Here is a 14,514-nt window from a genome sequence, read left to right as displayed (position 1 = left end):
TGTTTGGTTCGCTACAAAGCCGCATTGCCGTTTGTGTGTCAGCAGCTTCGATATCTCCTGCTCACGGCTGCAAGTCGGCCTCACCCTCTTGTGGTCCGCCGTAATCGTTGATTGCTGTGTAGTGCAACCTCGCGCCTGGACCCAAAATATCGCCGGTTAGCGCGAAGACTCGGGTCTCACCTGGACCAACCATCCCGCCCTCATCGAACACGGCGGTGCGCGCGCCGTCGGTTAGTGCGATTCGATCGAAAGAGACGAAGTACTGGCTAGGATTGAATGCCGCGATCTTGTTGGCGGCGTCGCTAGGATTAATGCTCCACACGACCTGTCCGGACGCGCTTTCAGGTTGCCCCTTCAGTGCGCTTGGCCGATAGAAGAACTTGATACGTGAGCGGAACGCGAGCTGTAGCTGATTCGCGTCCGCCTCATCGCCCGTTGGTTTGGGCGGAACCTCCAGCACGTTCAAGTAAAGGATCGATTCCCTATCCGCGGGCAAAGGCTCGCCTGATGACATGATCCGCAGAGTCTGGGACTTGTCCGGATCGATCCGCACGATGGACGGTGTGATCGCGAACGGAACCTCGATGGTGTCCGGCGCGGTGTCCGGATTGCCCTTGTCGATCCACACCTTCACCAGGCCAGGGAGCTTGCCGTTGTTCGTCAACTTGACCGTGACCTCGGAGTCGCTCTGGTTATAGATGACGCGAGTTCCTGCAATAACCACCGATGCTTCGGCATCGTGCGTGCGCCCGAGCATCACCGTGCTCAGGGTTGCAATCGTGAGGATCTTTATTGCGAGTTTCATTGGCGTTGTGTCTCGTCGTCAAGACGTTGCAGTGAACGGCGGGCCGCGATGACATGACGATCTCCGTGGCCCGCGTGTCGCTTTACTGATAGTCGATGCTATAAACGACAGAAGAGTTAGCCGCACCGGCGGTTGTGACGCCAGTTGCGTAGTACTGAACGTTATAGCTAAGCGTTGCCGAACCGGACGAGATGTCGGCGGCCTTCGAGTTTTGGAGATCGGTCGAATAGCCCGCCTTGATGCGACTGCCATCCAGGTTCAACAACTGCATCTTGACGTTGCTGGCACCGCCGGCCGTGACGGTCAGTCGGCCGTCGGCGGGATCGACCGAGGTGCCGGCTTCGTAGAAGACCGCTGCCTTACTGGAACTCGTCACCGGCGTGCATCCCGTCAAAGCGATCTGATAGGACGTCGTTCCGGCTGTCTCGCCTGCGGCTTTCAGCGTACTGGTCGAGATCGTCGGCAGCTTGACCGTGAAGTCCTTGGCCGAAGTCCCATTGCCGTTAATGGCGCAGGTGGAGGCAGTCAGCGCGCCGTTGAACGTGATGGTCCCGTCAGATGCGAAAGCACTGCCGGTAAACACGGCAAAGACACCCGCGAAAAGCGTTGCGACAACAAATTTCTTCATTTGATAACCTACCAGGTTCATCGAGTTATACGCATAGCTCGTCGTGCTGCCGTCAGGCTCTTTGATGTCCTGATTGGTCAGCCGATTCGAGGCCGGGTCGAAGTAGGTCCGCTGATTGCCCAACGCAGTATCTGCGCCGACCGGCTGCGGCGGCACGATCTTCGACGCACGCTCGCCATGTTCCTTCAATGCTTGCTGTTCCGCTGCGCTGAACGTCGCGGGTTGTGCCGTGGACCGTTGACCGTCATTGGTCGCGCTCATGCGCGTTGCTTTCCCGCCCGCGTCGATCGTATCCAACGTACGGCTACCGTCCTCGTTGAAATGAGTGTGTGACGACACCTTGCCCGAGCCCGAGTCGTAACGGTAAGTGTCAACGGGCTTCCCCTTCGCGTCGTAGTCGTTTTGCAAGCCGACCTTTTCCTGATCGTTGAAGGAGTACATCGACTTACTGCCGTCGGCACGCGTCACGACCTGATTCGTGTTGATGCCCTGATCGGGATCGAAATAGTCTTTCTGCTTTTCGCGGCCCTGCGCATCGTACTGTGTCATCAGCTTCGTCGGGCTTTGCGCACCGAATGAAGCCGCGTCTGACTTCAACGGGCCGAATGTTGTTTCCAAGCGTGAGCCGTCATCATGGAAGCCGCGCTCGATGCCCGAACCGTCGCCGTTGAAGTCACTTCGTTGAATCGTCTTGCCGCTGCCGTCTTTTACATCGATGCGATAACTGCCGTCCGGGCCGTAGTTCGAGTAGTCGACGGTTCGCAGCGGTTTGCCCTGCGAGTCGACTGTCTGCGACTGCACGCGCTTGCCATCCTTGAACGTCTGCGTGGACTTGTCTCCCGACGGCCACTCTTCGGTCATCGAATTGATCTTGCCGTTAGCGTCGCTTTCGTAGTGAACCGTCGGCTGGCCAGGCTCGATAGGCGCGGCACCGCTCATGCTGCCGTCGACGTTGTATTCGCTGCCCGCGCCCATGTCACTCGGAACGCCTGCGAAAGTACCCATGACGCTCGTCGTGAGCCGATGCTGAAGTTGCGAATCCGTGAGCCCAGTGTTGCGATACTTTGCATACAACGCATCGAACTCCGGGCCAGTCCAAGCCGATGCGCTGCCACTGAGCTTGGTCCCAGGATTGCCGGGCGTGGCTGTGTTCTGCTCGACTTCCCGGGCGATTTTCCATTGATTGGCCTCCGCCACCGTTTGGGCTCTTATGAAGAGCGTCGCCGCCTGATTGTGTGCGTCCGGATCACGCGGATTGACTCCATAGTCCTTCGCAAATGCCCTCTCGGCGGGATCGTCGAGGAAATGGCCCAGTTCGTGAGACAAGGTTCCCATCTGCTCAGTGTCTTCCCAATTAAGAAAGTCAGGCGTGAGAACGACGCGCTTATCGACCAGGTCGAATTGCACTCTTGAGTCGCTTTTGATCGCAATGGGCTTATAGGCTCCGCTATCGATCCGATCACTCGCTGTATGTATGTCCGAGATGAAAGTCGGACTCGCGTTGACCAGCTTGAGCTGACTCTGCGAAGGCTGATAGTCGCCCCAAAGCGATTCCTTACCGGTGATGGGTTGTGTGTTCGTATCCATGATGACCTCCATTTTTCGTTGACCAAGGATATGCCGCCTCGCGTTGCAGTGCCCTACTTCGCGGCGGTGAATTCGTGGCATGACCGCGCTGGCGCACGGTGACTCCAATATGAATCGCCGGCATCGCCGTGGGAAATGACTGGGTATTGAAAGCGATGGACACGCGCCGAGCACGAAGCGTCTCTTGCTCTAATTGTTAGGATGGCGGAATTTATCCGTGAGAGGATTGAGCTCTATAGGCTATCGAGGCAAAATGGAGTTTGGCGCCGCTCGAATAGATCAAGGTCGCGTTTGCATGAAGCAAATGCGATTAACGCGTCGATCTTCGTACAACAGGAGCCTTGCGTACGAGTCGAGCTGTCGGCGAAAGTCGCAACGGTAGGGCTGTGGCAATGTGGTGCTTAAGGCGCACTGCATCGCGATGCAGTGCGCCTACGTCGATTAGTGTTACCAGCCCTTACCTTTAACTGTCGCCAGATGCCGCATCGCCAGCCGCGGCATCGCCACCCGTGTCAGCCGTTGCCAGGGATGCATTATCGGCCTGCGCAGGCGCGGATGGAGTGTTGCCACCGAGTGCAGGCGTCGCGCCGCCGCCACCTGCGCCACCGCCGCCCGTACCTGCACCTGTACCTGCACCACCGCCTGCGCCTGCACCAGCACCACCGCCTGCGCCCAGGTTCTTCATGAGGCCGCCAAGCAAGCTACTCAATGGCTGCGCGAGGCCGCCGAGCAGCGAACTCAAACCACCGAGCGCGGCTTGTGCTCCTTGCGTGTCCGGTTGCGGAGTCGTCGGTGCGGCCTGGGTCGTCGATGCGGCTTGTGTTGTCGGGGCTGCCTGAGTTGCCGAGTTTGCCTGCGCTGCCTGCACCGCCTCGGCCGCCTGAGTTGCCTGAGCCGCCGCCGCTTGCGCTGCCTGAGCCGCCTGAGCCGCCTCGGCCGCACTGCCCGCGTCTGCGCCGTCCGCCTGCTGTCCCAAAGGCATCGTGCCGTTGGCCGCCGAAGGGGAATATGGCGCGGCCGCGTCGGCCGCATCGGCAACGACGGAAGGCCCGCTATCCGCGTCCGGATACGACCCGGCTGCAGACTCGGCGTTACCCATGCCGAACGGCGCGATACCCTGAGCGCCAAGATCGTTCGCCTGCGCTCCATCCGGAATATGGATCAGAGCGTAGCCTCCGCCTAGCGGAGTCGCTGCGTCGATGGTATTCGGGGCGCCTCCGACAGCCGCGCCATTCGCCGCTCCCGCGACGACTCCATCATCGAAAATTGGCGTCATCGCCAAAGCAGAACCATTATTGTTCACGAGCATCATCGAATCCCATAAATAGAGTTAAAACCAATTGCGCGTAAAGCGCGCGTTTGGTATGCAATTTAGATATCGAGTTTCCTTCGAATTACATATCACCTCCCATGTGCCTCGGAATTATTCATGGACACAGCGTTGCCTGAATAGCGTTGGACAGATCTTTCTTAACTCCCGGATCAAGCGTGCCTGCCTGCCTTACGAGTTGAACAACACAAACCACTCGGACATAGCCGGTGAAATTCTTAACCGTGTCGAACCCGAGATCCATTTCCATCGCCCATCTCGAAAGTAGTCTTCCCACCGTCACGCATTCCTGACGCGCCAGCAGTTCGATGATTGCCCAATAGACCTCCTCAAGGCGTATGCAGGTCGCGAAACCGTTGATCCGAATAGACCGCTGACGCGGCGTGACAAGCTTCATACTGAAATCGCAATACCGGTTTGTAACCATGGGCGGCGCTTACCCGGGCACATGCCACGATCTGCTGCAAGATGATGTGCACTTGGCATTTAACAAAGGCTTCGATCTTCTATCTCGATATTCATATTTTTCGTAGTTCATGTATTCCCAACCTCTTTTTAATTTCCTGAGAAACGCAAAGCACACACCTGCGATGGGAATACTGCCTCTTTTCCGAAGCCAATATGTAGTACATCTATAGGACCTTAATCGTTCGTCGCGCATTTAAAGTCTCGTCATAACGCAACCCGATATTCCGGCATAGGACTTTGAATGACCACGAACTGGCGCAAGACGCAAAACCGGCCGATGACTTGCGGCAACCGGACGGGCAAGGCCGCACGTCATCTCGTTTATTTATGTCTTGTGTTGCAAAACCCGCTCGCGAATGCGGCACAGCCTGCATGGCAAGGCGCGCCGATGCGCTACGTCGCGCGCAATTCCAGGCTTGCGGATGTGCTCAACGACGTGGGGCGCGCGGGCGGCCTGCGTCTGGAGATTGCACGCACGGTGCGCGGCAACGTGAACGGCGTGTTCGAGCAAGCGCCTTCCTCGGTGTTTCGCACGCTGGTCGAAGCGTGGGGGCTCGTCTGGTATTTCGACGGCCAGACGATCCACATCACCACCACCGAAGACGTGCAAAGCCGCACGATCGGGTTCGCGCCGCTGTCGGGGGACGCGGTGAGCGCCCTGCTGCGCAACCTCGATCTCGATGATCCGCATCTTCCTCTGCATTTCTCGGGCGACAGCGTGAAAGTCACCGGCCCGTCCCGATACGTCGATGCCGTGGCCAATGCGATCGTCAAAGCCCAGGAGCAATTGCCGCCGCCGCAGCAGACGCTCGAACAGACACAGATACGCGTGTTTCCGCTGCGTTATACCCAGGCACAGGACATCACCTATACCTCGGGGAATCGTCAGCAGACCATCGCGGGCGTGGCTTCATTGCTCCGGACGCTGATGGGAAACACGAGCGTGGCGAGACCGGCGGCGACGAACACTCGCGGACGCCCGGATAGCCTGCACGGCACGGTCAAGGGGATTCCGCCTTTACCGAGCGTGCCCGGGTTCACGGAAACCGCACAAGATGCCTCGGTGGATGACAGTCCGGCGGAACTTCCCCAATCCGCCGTGACGCCGGCAAGGCGCAACATCGTCGCGGACCCGCGCACGAACTCGGTCGTGGTGTACGACGTACCGGCGATGATGCCCGCCTACGAGAAGGCCATCTCCATGCTCGACCGGCCGCAGGATCTCGTGGAAATCTCGGCTCTCGTGATGGATGTGTCGAGCGATGCCGCCAGGGAACTCGGCGTCCGCTGGGGCGCTGGGGCTTCATCCAGCCGCCAGTCAAACACGCGTGGTTCCGTAGCGCCTGCCCTGCCGGGAGCGTCGTCCGTCGCCCTCGGCGTCGATGCGGGACTCACGCTGACGACGTTGATCGGCAATTCCGCGCACTTCCTCTACGAGCAGATCCACGCGCTCGAGAAAACCGGTCGCGCGCGCATCCTGTCTCGTCCTCGCGTGCTAACGCTCAATAACGCCGAGGCAGTCCTGTCGTCGCACAATTCCATCTATGTTCGCGTGGCAGGTAATCAGGATGCCAATCTATTCAATGTCGACACGGGACTCACGCTCAAGGTTACGCCCACTGTCGAGCAAGGCGGCGGCGAGCACAGCAGGATTCTTCTCAGCGTGCAAATCGAGGATGGCTCCTTCGACGGCGACGCGTCGGTTGACGGCATACCGCGCGTCAACAGTAACTCGATCATCACTCAGGCCATAGTGGGCGATGGCGAGAGCCTGCTGATCGGCGGCTACGAATACGAGCATACGCAAACGAGCGGATCGAAAGTCCCTATCCTGGGCGACATTCCGATCATCGGGACGCTTTTCGGCGATGAGCAGACATCTTTCGATCGCACCGAGCGACTCGTCCTCATCACGCCGCGATTGAAGCGGCTGAAAGCGGACGCCGCGGCGCCGGCCGAACTCTCCGTCGACGATGTGCCCGCTCTCTCGGCGATCACCGGAAAGGACTATCCGCGCCCGCCCTTGCCCGATGCGGAGTTTCCTCCGTTGCCGCCACTGCCGGCCAGTCAGCTTGCCGCTCCACGCAATGCCGCGCATGCATCGCAAGGGAGCAAGCAATGACCGACGCACGACTCTTCGTCGCCTCCGGGCTGCATGCGGGCGCGAGCATCGCCCTGACGGCGGATCGCGACTTGCAAATCGGCAGCGCGGCCGACGCCGACCTGATCCTTTTGGATACCGGCATCGCGCCACATCACGCGAGCGTTCGACTGCGCGGCAACAGGCTCGAACTGCGTGCCGCTCACGCCGACATCGCGGTATTCGGGCAAGCCCTCAAAGTGGGCGCCCGAACGCAGTTGCGCCACGGTGCCACATTCCGGCTGGGAGAGACGGCCTTGCAGTTCAGCAACGGCGCCCCGCCGACAGAGCAGGCCATGAAAAGCGCGGAATCTGCATGGCTCCTTGCTCACGCGCCATTTACGTGGCTGCGAAGGAAGTGTGCGCGAATACCTCGCTATCAATGGCTTGCGATAGCGATCGTGCCGCTCGGATTCGCGTTGCTGTACAGCCTGAATAACCTTGTTCCGAGACCTTCAGAAAAACGGTCGTCGCCTCTGGACGAGCCCGCCTTTCGCAACGTTCGCCAGCGCACGGATCAGACAACGGGCGCACGTGTTTACGAGGGTTACGTACAGACCGCCGCCGACCTTGGCGCCGTTTCCCTCGTCGCGCGCGCACGCGGCGGCGCGGTGCGTGTGCGCGTCGCCGTGATCGACAGCATGCGGGAGCAACTGAGCGATTTTCTCGACAAGTACTACCGCGGCGTCCGTTTGCGTGCAGGCGAACGGCCCGGCGTGTTCGTCGCGACACTTCCCGCAGCGGACGCCTATCTGCAACCCGAGTCATGGGACTACGCGCGGGTCGACCGGCTCGCGCAAGGACAGGTGGATGGATTAGAGGCGTTGCGCTTCGACGGTCACGAGAACAACAGCGGCCCCGTGCGTGTTCCGCTCGAAGCGCTCGGATTGAATCTGCTGAATTCTCCGCACGCCGCGTGGCTCGCCGACCAGCAAGGAGCCCGATATTTCGCAGGAGCGCATCTGTCGATAGGACGGATCGAGCGAATCGACCCATGCGGCGCATCGGTGATTCGCGATGACGGAAGCATCTATGTCCTGATTGCACAACGCACGAGTTCCGGCAAGTCCTGCTAGCGGCTCACGCCGCCGGAGCCGCACCCGACAGCCCCTTACCGGTGCGCTGCCCTTCGCGCGTCGGCGCGCCGCACGAAGGTTCATGGAGTCTGCACGATCCTTTTAGCGCGCCATCACTTATATAGGAAAGCAGAATATGTCGATGCAAGCGGCAAATATCGGTTACACCCCTGCCATGTTCGGTTATGGCATGGGCGGCGCCCAAGGCGGCAGCATGATCGCACCCGACGGCACGCTGTCGCTCGGAAGCGTGGCGGACGCCGTCAAGCGAAACCTGCAACAGCAGGCCCAGTCGATCAATCAATCGGAGCAAGACGCTAGCGCGCAGAGCGCGCAAGGCGGCCAAAACGGACAAGGAGGGCAAGGCGGAGCCGGGGGCGTGGGCAGCGCCAGCATGCTCGACATGCAGAAAAAGGTCGGCGAGTACACGTCTTCATTGCAACAAGGGACGTCCATCTTGAGCAGCCTGGCGGAAACACACAAATCCGTCGCGCAGAACACGAAGTAAGCCAACGCACACACCGGCGGGGCCTCCAATGCGGGGGCTCCCGCGCGCCGGATTTTCCTGTCCAACCAAGAATATTCACAATGATGCTTTCGCAAGCAGTTGCCATCCAATCTTTTCAGGTCGACGCGACGCCGCCAGCGATCGCCGCCACACCGGCGCAACTGGATGCCGGCACGGGAGGCGAAGGGATCACGCGCCTTGCCGAGCAAGCTCAGTTCGCCTTGCAAGGAGCGGCCGCGCCCCTCGGCGCGTTGCTCGATCCCACCCGCCGACGGCCGCTTACGACAGGCGAGATGCTCACGCTGCAAGCCGCCGTCAGCGATTACTCGGTCACGCTGATCACGCTTTCGCATCTTGCCCAGAGCGTAGGCAGCGCCATCCAATCCATCACTCAGAGAACGTAATGCGTCGCGCGCTCATTCTTCTGCCGCTCGTCCTGCTCGGCGCATGCAAGACCTCGTTATACGAGGGGCTGGACGAGGATCAGGCCAACCGCATCGTCGCGGTCCTCAGTCAACACGGTGTCGAGAGCTCGAAGGAGCGCAACGCCGACAAGACGTGGACCGTATCCGTCGATGAAGACGAAGCCGTCACCGCGACCGAGCTGACCGGCGCGTATGCCTTGCCCCACGCCAGTCATGCCAATCTCGGTGAACTCTTCAGCCGCCAGGGATTGATCTCGAGCCCCGAAGAAGACCACGTGCGCTACGTCTATGGTCTCACCGAAGAATTGGCCGCCACGCTCGAAACGATCGACGGCGTGCTGGTGGCGCGGGTGCATATCGTCGATCCGCAGCGAGATCCGCTACTCGGCCCCCCGATGCTGCCGAGCGCGTCTGTCATGGTGCGATATCGCAGCGACGCGAATCTCGAGCCCATGCGCGAGAAGATCCGCGCGCTCGTCGCCGGCGCGGTGCAGGGGCTCACGCAAGACAAGGTCTACGTGACGCTCGTTCCCGTCATGCCGGTCGTCACGCAAATCGATCTGTGCGCGCAGACGGGCCACTGTCCGCCACCGCTTGCCGATCAGCGCAAGGTCGAGCGTGTCCTCATCGTTCTGACCGTCATGGCACTGCTGTTGATCCTGGCCGTCTGGGTGTGGGATTCGGGCATTCGCGCATTGCCGCGGATACGCATACCCGGTGTGACGTTTTTCAGGCGGCGGACCCGCCAGGCCGTGCCGGCGAAGCCGCAGCCGGGCGCAGCCGCCAACGACTCCTCCCATTCTCGCGAAGACCGCACATGAAATCCCTACCCATTCTCGACGTCGCAGGCTGGGCGCATCACAGCTGGTGCGGACGAGCCACGCCCGCACGCAGCGAGCGCGCCCGCGCCGCAGCCGCCTTGCATCTTTTCGCGCGCTTCCCGACGCTCGCCGAGGCCGGCGCCAAGCAATTGCCGTGGTTCGCCGCGCCGCTCGCGCGCCCGGCATGCGGACGACTCTTGCGCCTGTGCGCCGCGCTGGCGTGCGCGCGCTCGCTGCGCCTTCTCGTGAGCGCCGCCGCGCACACGCAGTTCTCGGGCGCGGTGGGCTTGCCGCCACTCGCGCGGCTCCAGTGCCATCGGCGCGGAGAGCAGCCCGACCTGAGGCTCGACTCCCCTGTCGACTTCTTCAACCGGCGCAGCCTGTGCATAGCCGGGATCGCGCTCGCACTGCGGGCGACGAGCGGCCACGCACAACGGCTGTGGATGAAAGTGCGCCTGCCGTGCGAGTACGCCACGGCCGCGGCGCAATGGCGCCTGCCTTTCGTGTCGGCGCGAGCGGCGCTCGAATTGATCGGCGATGCACTGCAACTCCTCGACACAGAGAGGCGGCCATGCTGATCTGGCGAGTTTCCGACTGGCGGGTCGAATCGGACGGCTATATTTGCGCCAACGATCTCGCCTTGCTGCAAGACCTGCCCGCGCTGCAGCGCGTGAATGCCCAACGCGCGAGGCAAGAGGCAGCCGACCTCGCGCAACGCGCCCGGCGTGTCAGACGGCAGGCGCTCGCACGCGGTTTCATCGCGGGCCGCGCGGCGGCGGTGCATGACCTCGCCATGCCGGCCGCCGCGGCCGCCTTTGCGCTTCGTGGCTTGAACGAACGCCTCGTGAAGATCGTCGTCGAGGCCGTACGCGACGTCGTCGGCGACATGCCTGCGGGCGCGATCTTTCCGAATCAACTTCGCCGCAGTCTGCGAGCGGCGCCTGGGCAACGGCCGCTCTCCGTGCGCGTCTCGGCATGTGATTACGAGGAAGCCAGGCAAGCAGTCAGCGCGATGGAAGACGAGTTGGGCCTGACGCTCATCACCGTTCTTGGCGACGCCGATCTGCCGCCGCGTTCGTGCGTGGTCGAAACCGATATCGGCGTAATCGATGGCAGCTTGCGGCAGCAGCTCGCCGCACTCGAACGCGGCATCCGCGATGCGATCGCCGCCGTGCTCGACGAATACACGCGCCTGGACGACCGTCTTCTCAGGCAATTCGATGTCATCGAGCAAGGACTGCGCGACACGCTCGACGTCCTTTCCCGTGATGCCGCGCCGGCCGGCTGGATCGCGTGCAATGCCACGAGCGGGGGCGCCGCGATATGAATCCGTTCGCCGGCCTCGAACGGCTCACACGTGAACAGGCGGAGCGGCAGAACATCGCTGCCTTGCATTTCGGCGCCGACGTGCCAGTGAGCGTAGGCCATCGGCGCTACACGCTCGCGTTCGAGCCATGTCGCGCGCACTATCCGCTGCGTCTTCACGGCATGGCCTGCGGTCAGCCGCTGGTACTCGATCTGGATGCGCGGGCGCTTATCCCCGAACTTTCGCGCCAGAGTCTGGAAAAGACAGGGAAGCTCGCACACAAGCTGATTGCCGACGCGTGCGAGGACTGGCTTTGCGCGCTGGAAGGCGCATTCGGCTTCGCGCTCGATGTGACCGGCGTTTCATATGACGCGTCGCCCGCGCCGGGCGCCTATGGCCTCGCGCTTGCGCACGTCCAAAGCGGACGCACGGCGAGCCTGTCATTTCACTGCGAGGCGGTGGATCGCTGGCTGCGGCGCCAGCCTGATCCGCAGTGCAATTCGAGCGCGCTTGCGCGCCAGATCGTCGTCAGCATTCCGGTCTGCGTCGCCGGGCCAACGCTCACGCTCTTGCGTTTGCGGCGCATTCGCGCCGGTGATGCGCTGGTGCTCGACAAATCGGTTCAATACCTGCGCTTGCCCCTTCGCAACGGCACGCAGCGCATTCTCTTGAAAACTCTTGGAGATCAGATCGTGCTAGATCGCCCCATTCTCAACGAAGAAAATCAGCCATCCGAACTGACCAGCGAATTCATTCCGGTCGAAGCCCTCACTTTTCCGTTCGACGCCGTGATCGGCTCGATGCGCCTGTCCTTATACGAACTCAGCCGCTTGCGACAGGGTTCGCTGGTGTCGCTGCAGCTTTCGGTGCGCGAGCGCTCGGTCACGCTGTTGTGCCAGGGATTGCCCTTCGCCAAGGGAGAACTGGTGAACATAGACGATGTGCTAGCCGTGCGGATCACGAGCGTGCTGCAATCCGCGCATCCGGATGTCGCGTCATGATCGGAGCGCAAACCGGGCAACTGCAACTCGTCGGCGTCTTCTTTCTACTGAGCGTGGCGCCGCTCGTCGTCATCATGTGCACCTCGTTCACGAAGTTCAGCATCGTCCTTACGCTGTTGCGCTCCGCGCTAGGAGTGCAGCAAGCGCCCGGCAATCTGGCGATATCCGGTCTCGCGCTCGCGGCAACCCTGGTCGTGATGGCGCCTACCCTGCACGCTATCGGCGACGCGCTCTCCCTCGACGAGCGCGTCGAAAGCGGGCAATTGCCGCCCCTCCCGCAGATGATCGACGCCGTTCGTGGACCGCTCGGGGAATTCATGCTGGCGCACTCGCGCCCGGCAGAACGTGCGTTCCTGCTCGACGCGGCAAAGCGCACCGATCCCGCTCGCGACGCGCAAGAAAGCGACTTCACGCTGCTCGTTCCGGCGTTTCTGATCAGCGAGATTTCGAGCGGCTTCGAAGCGGGCTTCCTGCTCTATATCGCCTTTTTAGTCATCGATCTGGTGGTCGCGAACGTGCTGACCGCCATGGGCATGATGATGCTGTCGCCGAGCACCGTCTCCATTCCACTCAAGCTCTTCGTGCTGGTGGCCGCCTCCGGCATTCCCAGACTCATGCATGCACTCATTCTCGGTTACGCCAAGTGAATTCGCTTCCTTCCCTTACCTCGCTCGCAACCGACGCGCTGTTGCTCGTGTTCTGGCTTTCGTTGCCAATGCTCGCCGTCGCGACCGCGGTCGGCCTTTTGCTCGGTCTGTTGCAATCGGTCACGCAGATCCAAGATCAGAGTCTGCCGTACGGTGCAAAGATCGTGTGCGTCGGACTCGTGCTGATCGTGACGGCGCCGTGGGCAAACCGGGAAGTCGCGCGTCTTTTGAGCCATATCTTCACGATGATCGCCTCGGGCCGCACGCATTGACCATGAACATCCTCGATCAATTGAGCGGCTTCGCCTTCTGCATGATTCGTCCAGCCGTGGCGCTCGCCTTGATTCCGTTTGGTAACGACGGAGCGCTCGGTGTGACACTGCGTGCTCCGCTCGTGCTGATCTTCGCGGTGCTGCCCGCGCAAGCGGGATTGCCGCACGAACCGCTTGCGGCAAGCGTCATGGAAGCTGGCATCGGTCTTTTGCTAGGACTCGGTTTCGGCGTCGTCTTTCATGCGGCCTCCACGGCGGGCGCCATCCTCGATCAACAAGGCGGCTATAGCGTGGGCGCGGTCTATGACCCGAACTTTCAGCAGGAATCCGCCGCGTTTCAAACGCTTTTCACTCAATTCGCGGCGTTCACGCTCTTTACGGGCCACGGTCTTGTCGCACTGTGCGGAGTCTTCGCCGACGCGTGGTCGATCTGGCCACCGGGTGGTCCGTATCCCGGTGGATTCGCGCGCCTTCTCGCCATGTTCTCGGAAACGCGTTTGCCGCAGTCTTTAGCGCAGGGCTTGCAGCTTTCGGCGCCGTTACTCGCCTTGATGCTGCTCACCGACGTTTCGCTCGGACTCGCGTCGCGGCATGCAAAGCGTCTCAATCCGTTTTCCACTGCGCGTACGTTCAAGGCAATGGTGCTCTCCTTCGCGCTGATGGCGTGCGTTCCAGCGATCCTCGATCGACTCGCGCGCATCTTCGCCGTCTCGCTGAATCTCGAATAGGAGGCACCGGTCGATATGAGCGACAAAACCGAAAAGCCCACGCCTCGCCGGCTGCTGCGCGCCCGAACCGACGGCGACATTGCGAAGAGCGCCCATTTGAGCACCGCGATGAGCGCCGCGCTGTGGTGGCTGCTGCTGGCGTTCGAAGCGCCACACACGTTCTCCGGTTTCGTCCACATGATCGACGCCGTGTCGGGACTGGACGCTAGCCGTTCGTTCGCGTGGCAGTTCAAGGCCGTATTGAATGCGCTGCTCGAACCGGGCAAGGGAGCGCTGATCATGCTCAGTGCCGGCATGCTTGCCAACGTCATACCTGAACTCGTTCAAACGCGTGGACTCGTGTCGTTCAGGCGGATCGCGCCCGATCTCAAGCGTCTGAACCCGGTGGAAGGGCTGAAGAATCTGTTCGGCTTGAAGGTCGCGTTCGAGACCGTACTGATGCTGTTCCAGTTCGCCGTGCTCATCTTCGTGGCCTGGCGTGTGACGGCAGAATGGCTCGTGCAGATCGAGCCGGCGTATTCGCTCGATCCGCTATCCCAGCTTGCGCTCGCGTCTCTCAGCCATTCCCGTCTGCTCGCGCTGGTTGCGCTCTCGCAGGCCGCGCCCGCGGTAGCCGACTATGCCATGCAGCACGTGCTGAGAAAGCGCCGTTTGCGCATGGACAAGGAAGAACTCAAACGCGAATACCGCGACGAACACGGCGACCCCTACGTCAAAGGCCGGCGACGCGCGCTTCATCGCGATCTGAACCGTTAAACCCCGAATCCGGAAT

Annotated in this window: 16 protein-coding genes; 12 read left to right on the top strand and 4 right to left on the bottom strand. The window is 61.5% G+C overall.

Translation table 11 applies throughout. The features are described from left to right. Positions 1–61: 61 nt before the first annotated feature. From P9250_RS12020 to P9250_RS12005, 4 genes are all read right to left on the bottom strand, one after another. Positions 62–805 (bottom strand): fimbria/pilus periplasmic chaperone, encoded by a 744-nt coding sequence (locus P9250_RS12020; protein WP_310393201.1) that lies wholly within the window; start codon positions 803–805, stop codon positions 62–64. Between the two features lie 82 nt (positions 806–887). Continuing rightward, the gene (locus P9250_RS12015) at positions 888–3,194 is read right to left on the bottom strand and encodes a fimbrial protein (protein WP_310393199.1); all 2,307 of its coding nucleotides are present in this window, start codon (positions 3,192–3,194) and stop codon (positions 888–890) included. A 289-nt stretch (positions 3,195–3,483) separates the two neighbouring features. Continuing rightward, complete coding sequence (locus P9250_RS12010) at positions 3,484–4,296, bottom strand: hypothetical protein (protein ID WP_310393197.1); 813 nt, start codon at positions 4,294–4,296, stop codon at positions 3,484–3,486. A 151-nt stretch (positions 4,297–4,447) separates the two neighbouring features. Further along, a complete protein-coding gene (locus P9250_RS12005; protein WP_250493343.1) occupies positions 4,448–4,747 on the bottom strand; it encodes a ribbon-helix-helix domain-containing protein in 300 nt (99 codons plus the stop codon). A gap of 312 nt (positions 4,748–5,059) precedes the next feature. Here P9250_RS12005 and sctC point away from each other — a divergent pair, with 312 nt between their 5' ends. The 12 genes from sctC to P9250_RS11945 all read left to right on the top strand — a co-directional run bounded on the left by sctC (position 5,060) and on the right by P9250_RS11945 (position 14,498). Further along, complete coding sequence (sctC, locus tag P9250_RS12000; protein WP_310393195.1) at positions 5,060–6,940, top strand: type III secretion system outer membrane ring subunit SctC; 1,881 nt, start codon at positions 5,060–5,062, stop codon at positions 6,938–6,940. Further along, the gene (locus tag P9250_RS11995; protein WP_310393193.1) at positions 6,937–8,034 is read left to right on the top strand and encodes an FHA domain-containing protein; all 1,098 of its coding nucleotides are present in this window, start codon (positions 6,937–6,939) and stop codon (positions 8,032–8,034) included. The genes sctC and P9250_RS11995 overlap by 4 nt, the downstream gene beginning before the upstream one ends. Before the next feature lie 142 nt (positions 8,035–8,176). After that, the gene (locus tag P9250_RS11990; RefSeq protein WP_250510010.1) at positions 8,177–8,542 is read left to right on the top strand and encodes a hypothetical protein; all 366 of its coding nucleotides are present in this window, start codon (positions 8,177–8,179) and stop codon (positions 8,540–8,542) included. A gap of 80 nt (positions 8,543–8,622) precedes the next feature. Then, the gene (locus P9250_RS11985; RefSeq protein WP_250466923.1) at positions 8,623–8,946 is read left to right on the top strand and encodes a hypothetical protein; all 324 of its coding nucleotides are present in this window, start codon (positions 8,623–8,625) and stop codon (positions 8,944–8,946) included. Further along, a complete protein-coding gene (sctJ, locus tag P9250_RS11980) occupies positions 8,946–9,788 on the top strand; it encodes a type III secretion system inner membrane ring lipoprotein SctJ (RefSeq protein WP_310393191.1) in 843 nt (280 codons plus the stop codon). The genes P9250_RS11985 and sctJ overlap by 1 nt, the downstream gene beginning before the upstream one ends. After that, on the top strand, positions 9,785–10,366 hold the full coding sequence (locus P9250_RS11975) for a hypothetical protein (RefSeq protein WP_250466919.1): 582 nt from the start codon (positions 9,785–9,787) through the stop codon (positions 10,364–10,366). Before sctJ ends, P9250_RS11975 begins: the two co-directional genes overlap by 4 nt. Continuing rightward, positions 10,360–11,115, top strand: a complete 756-nt coding sequence (locus P9250_RS11970; RefSeq protein ID WP_310393189.1) for a FliH/SctL family protein — start codon at positions 10,360–10,362, stop codon at positions 11,113–11,115. Before P9250_RS11975 ends, P9250_RS11970 begins: the two co-directional genes overlap by 7 nt. Further along, positions 11,112–12,095: a FliM/FliN family flagellar motor switch protein gene (locus P9250_RS11965; protein WP_310393187.1), complete on the top strand. Its 984-nt coding sequence runs from the start codon at positions 11,112–11,114 to the stop codon at positions 12,093–12,095. Before P9250_RS11970 ends, P9250_RS11965 begins: the two co-directional genes overlap by 4 nt. After that, positions 12,092–12,742 carry an EscR/YscR/HrcR family type III secretion system export apparatus protein gene (locus P9250_RS11960; RefSeq protein ID WP_244828249.1) on the top strand — a complete coding sequence of 217 codons (651 nt, stop codon included), beginning with the start codon at positions 12,092–12,094 and terminating at the stop codon, positions 12,740–12,742. The genes P9250_RS11965 and P9250_RS11960 overlap by 4 nt, the downstream gene beginning before the upstream one ends. After that, a complete protein-coding gene (gene sctS / locus P9250_RS11955) occupies positions 12,739–13,014 on the top strand; it encodes a type III secretion system export apparatus subunit SctS (protein WP_244828251.1) in 276 nt (91 codons plus the stop codon). Before P9250_RS11960 ends, sctS begins: the two co-directional genes overlap by 4 nt. Before the next feature lie 2 nt (positions 13,015–13,016). Beyond that, complete coding sequence (locus P9250_RS11950) at positions 13,017–13,742, top strand: flagellar biosynthetic protein FliR (RefSeq protein ID WP_310393184.1); 726 nt, start codon at positions 13,017–13,019, stop codon at positions 13,740–13,742. Positions 13,743–13,757: 15 nt separating this feature from the next. After that, a complete protein-coding gene (locus P9250_RS11945) occupies positions 13,758–14,498 on the top strand; it encodes an EscU/YscU/HrcU family type III secretion system export apparatus switch protein (RefSeq protein WP_309960486.1) in 741 nt (246 codons plus the stop codon). Positions 14,499–14,514 lie beyond the last annotated feature (16 nt).

It is taken from the genome of Caballeronia sp. LP006, assembly GCF_031450995.1.
In the GTDB taxonomy this organism is placed as follows: Bacteria; Pseudomonadota; Gammaproteobacteria; order Burkholderiales; family Burkholderiaceae; genus Caballeronia.
The sequence above is the reverse complement of the archived record's forward strand: the minus strand, read 5'-3'. Positions and strand labels throughout refer to the sequence as shown.

Excerpts from the sequence above, each read along its gene's own strand:
- sctC (WP_310393195.1), top strand. The coding sequence starts at position 5,060 with ATGACCACGAACTGGCGCAAGACGCAAAACCGGCCGATGACTTGCGGC.
- P9250_RS12020 (WP_310393201.1), bottom strand. The coding sequence starts at position 805 with ATGAAACTCGCAATAAAGATCCTCACGATTGCAACCCTGAGCACGGTG.
- P9250_RS11970 (WP_310393189.1), top strand. The coding sequence starts at position 10,360 with ATGCTGATCTGGCGAGTTTCCGACTGGCGGGTCGAATCGGACGGCTAT.
- P9250_RS11985 (WP_250466923.1), top strand. The coding sequence starts at position 8,623 with ATGATGCTTTCGCAAGCAGTTGCCATCCAATCTTTTCAGGTCGACGCG.
- P9250_RS11950 (WP_310393184.1), top strand. The coding sequence starts at position 13,017 with ATGAACATCCTCGATCAATTGAGCGGCTTCGCCTTCTGCATGATTCGT.
- P9250_RS12005 (WP_250493343.1), bottom strand. The coding sequence starts at position 4,747 with ATGAAGCTTGTCACGCCGCGTCAGCGGTCTATTCGGATCAACGGTTTC.
- P9250_RS11965 (WP_310393187.1), top strand. The coding sequence starts at position 11,112 with ATGAATCCGTTCGCCGGCCTCGAACGGCTCACACGTGAACAGGCGGAG.
- P9250_RS11960 (WP_244828249.1), top strand. The coding sequence starts at position 12,092 with ATGATCGGAGCGCAAACCGGGCAACTGCAACTCGTCGGCGTCTTCTTT.
- P9250_RS11995 (WP_310393193.1), top strand. The coding sequence starts at position 6,937 with ATGACCGACGCACGACTCTTCGTCGCCTCCGGGCTGCATGCGGGCGCG.
- P9250_RS11990 (WP_250510010.1), top strand. The coding sequence starts at position 8,177 with ATGCAAGCGGCAAATATCGGTTACACCCCTGCCATGTTCGGTTATGGC.
- P9250_RS12010 (WP_310393197.1), bottom strand. The coding sequence starts at position 4,296 with ATGACGCCAATTTTCGATGATGGAGTCGTCGCGGGAGCGGCGAATGGC.
- P9250_RS11975 (WP_250466919.1), top strand. The coding sequence starts at position 9,785 with ATGAAATCCCTACCCATTCTCGACGTCGCAGGCTGGGCGCATCACAGC.
- P9250_RS11945 (WP_309960486.1), top strand. The coding sequence starts at position 13,758 with ATGAGCGACAAAACCGAAAAGCCCACGCCTCGCCGGCTGCTGCGCGCC.
- sctJ (WP_310393191.1), top strand. The coding sequence starts at position 8,946 with ATGCGTCGCGCGCTCATTCTTCTGCCGCTCGTCCTGCTCGGCGCATGC.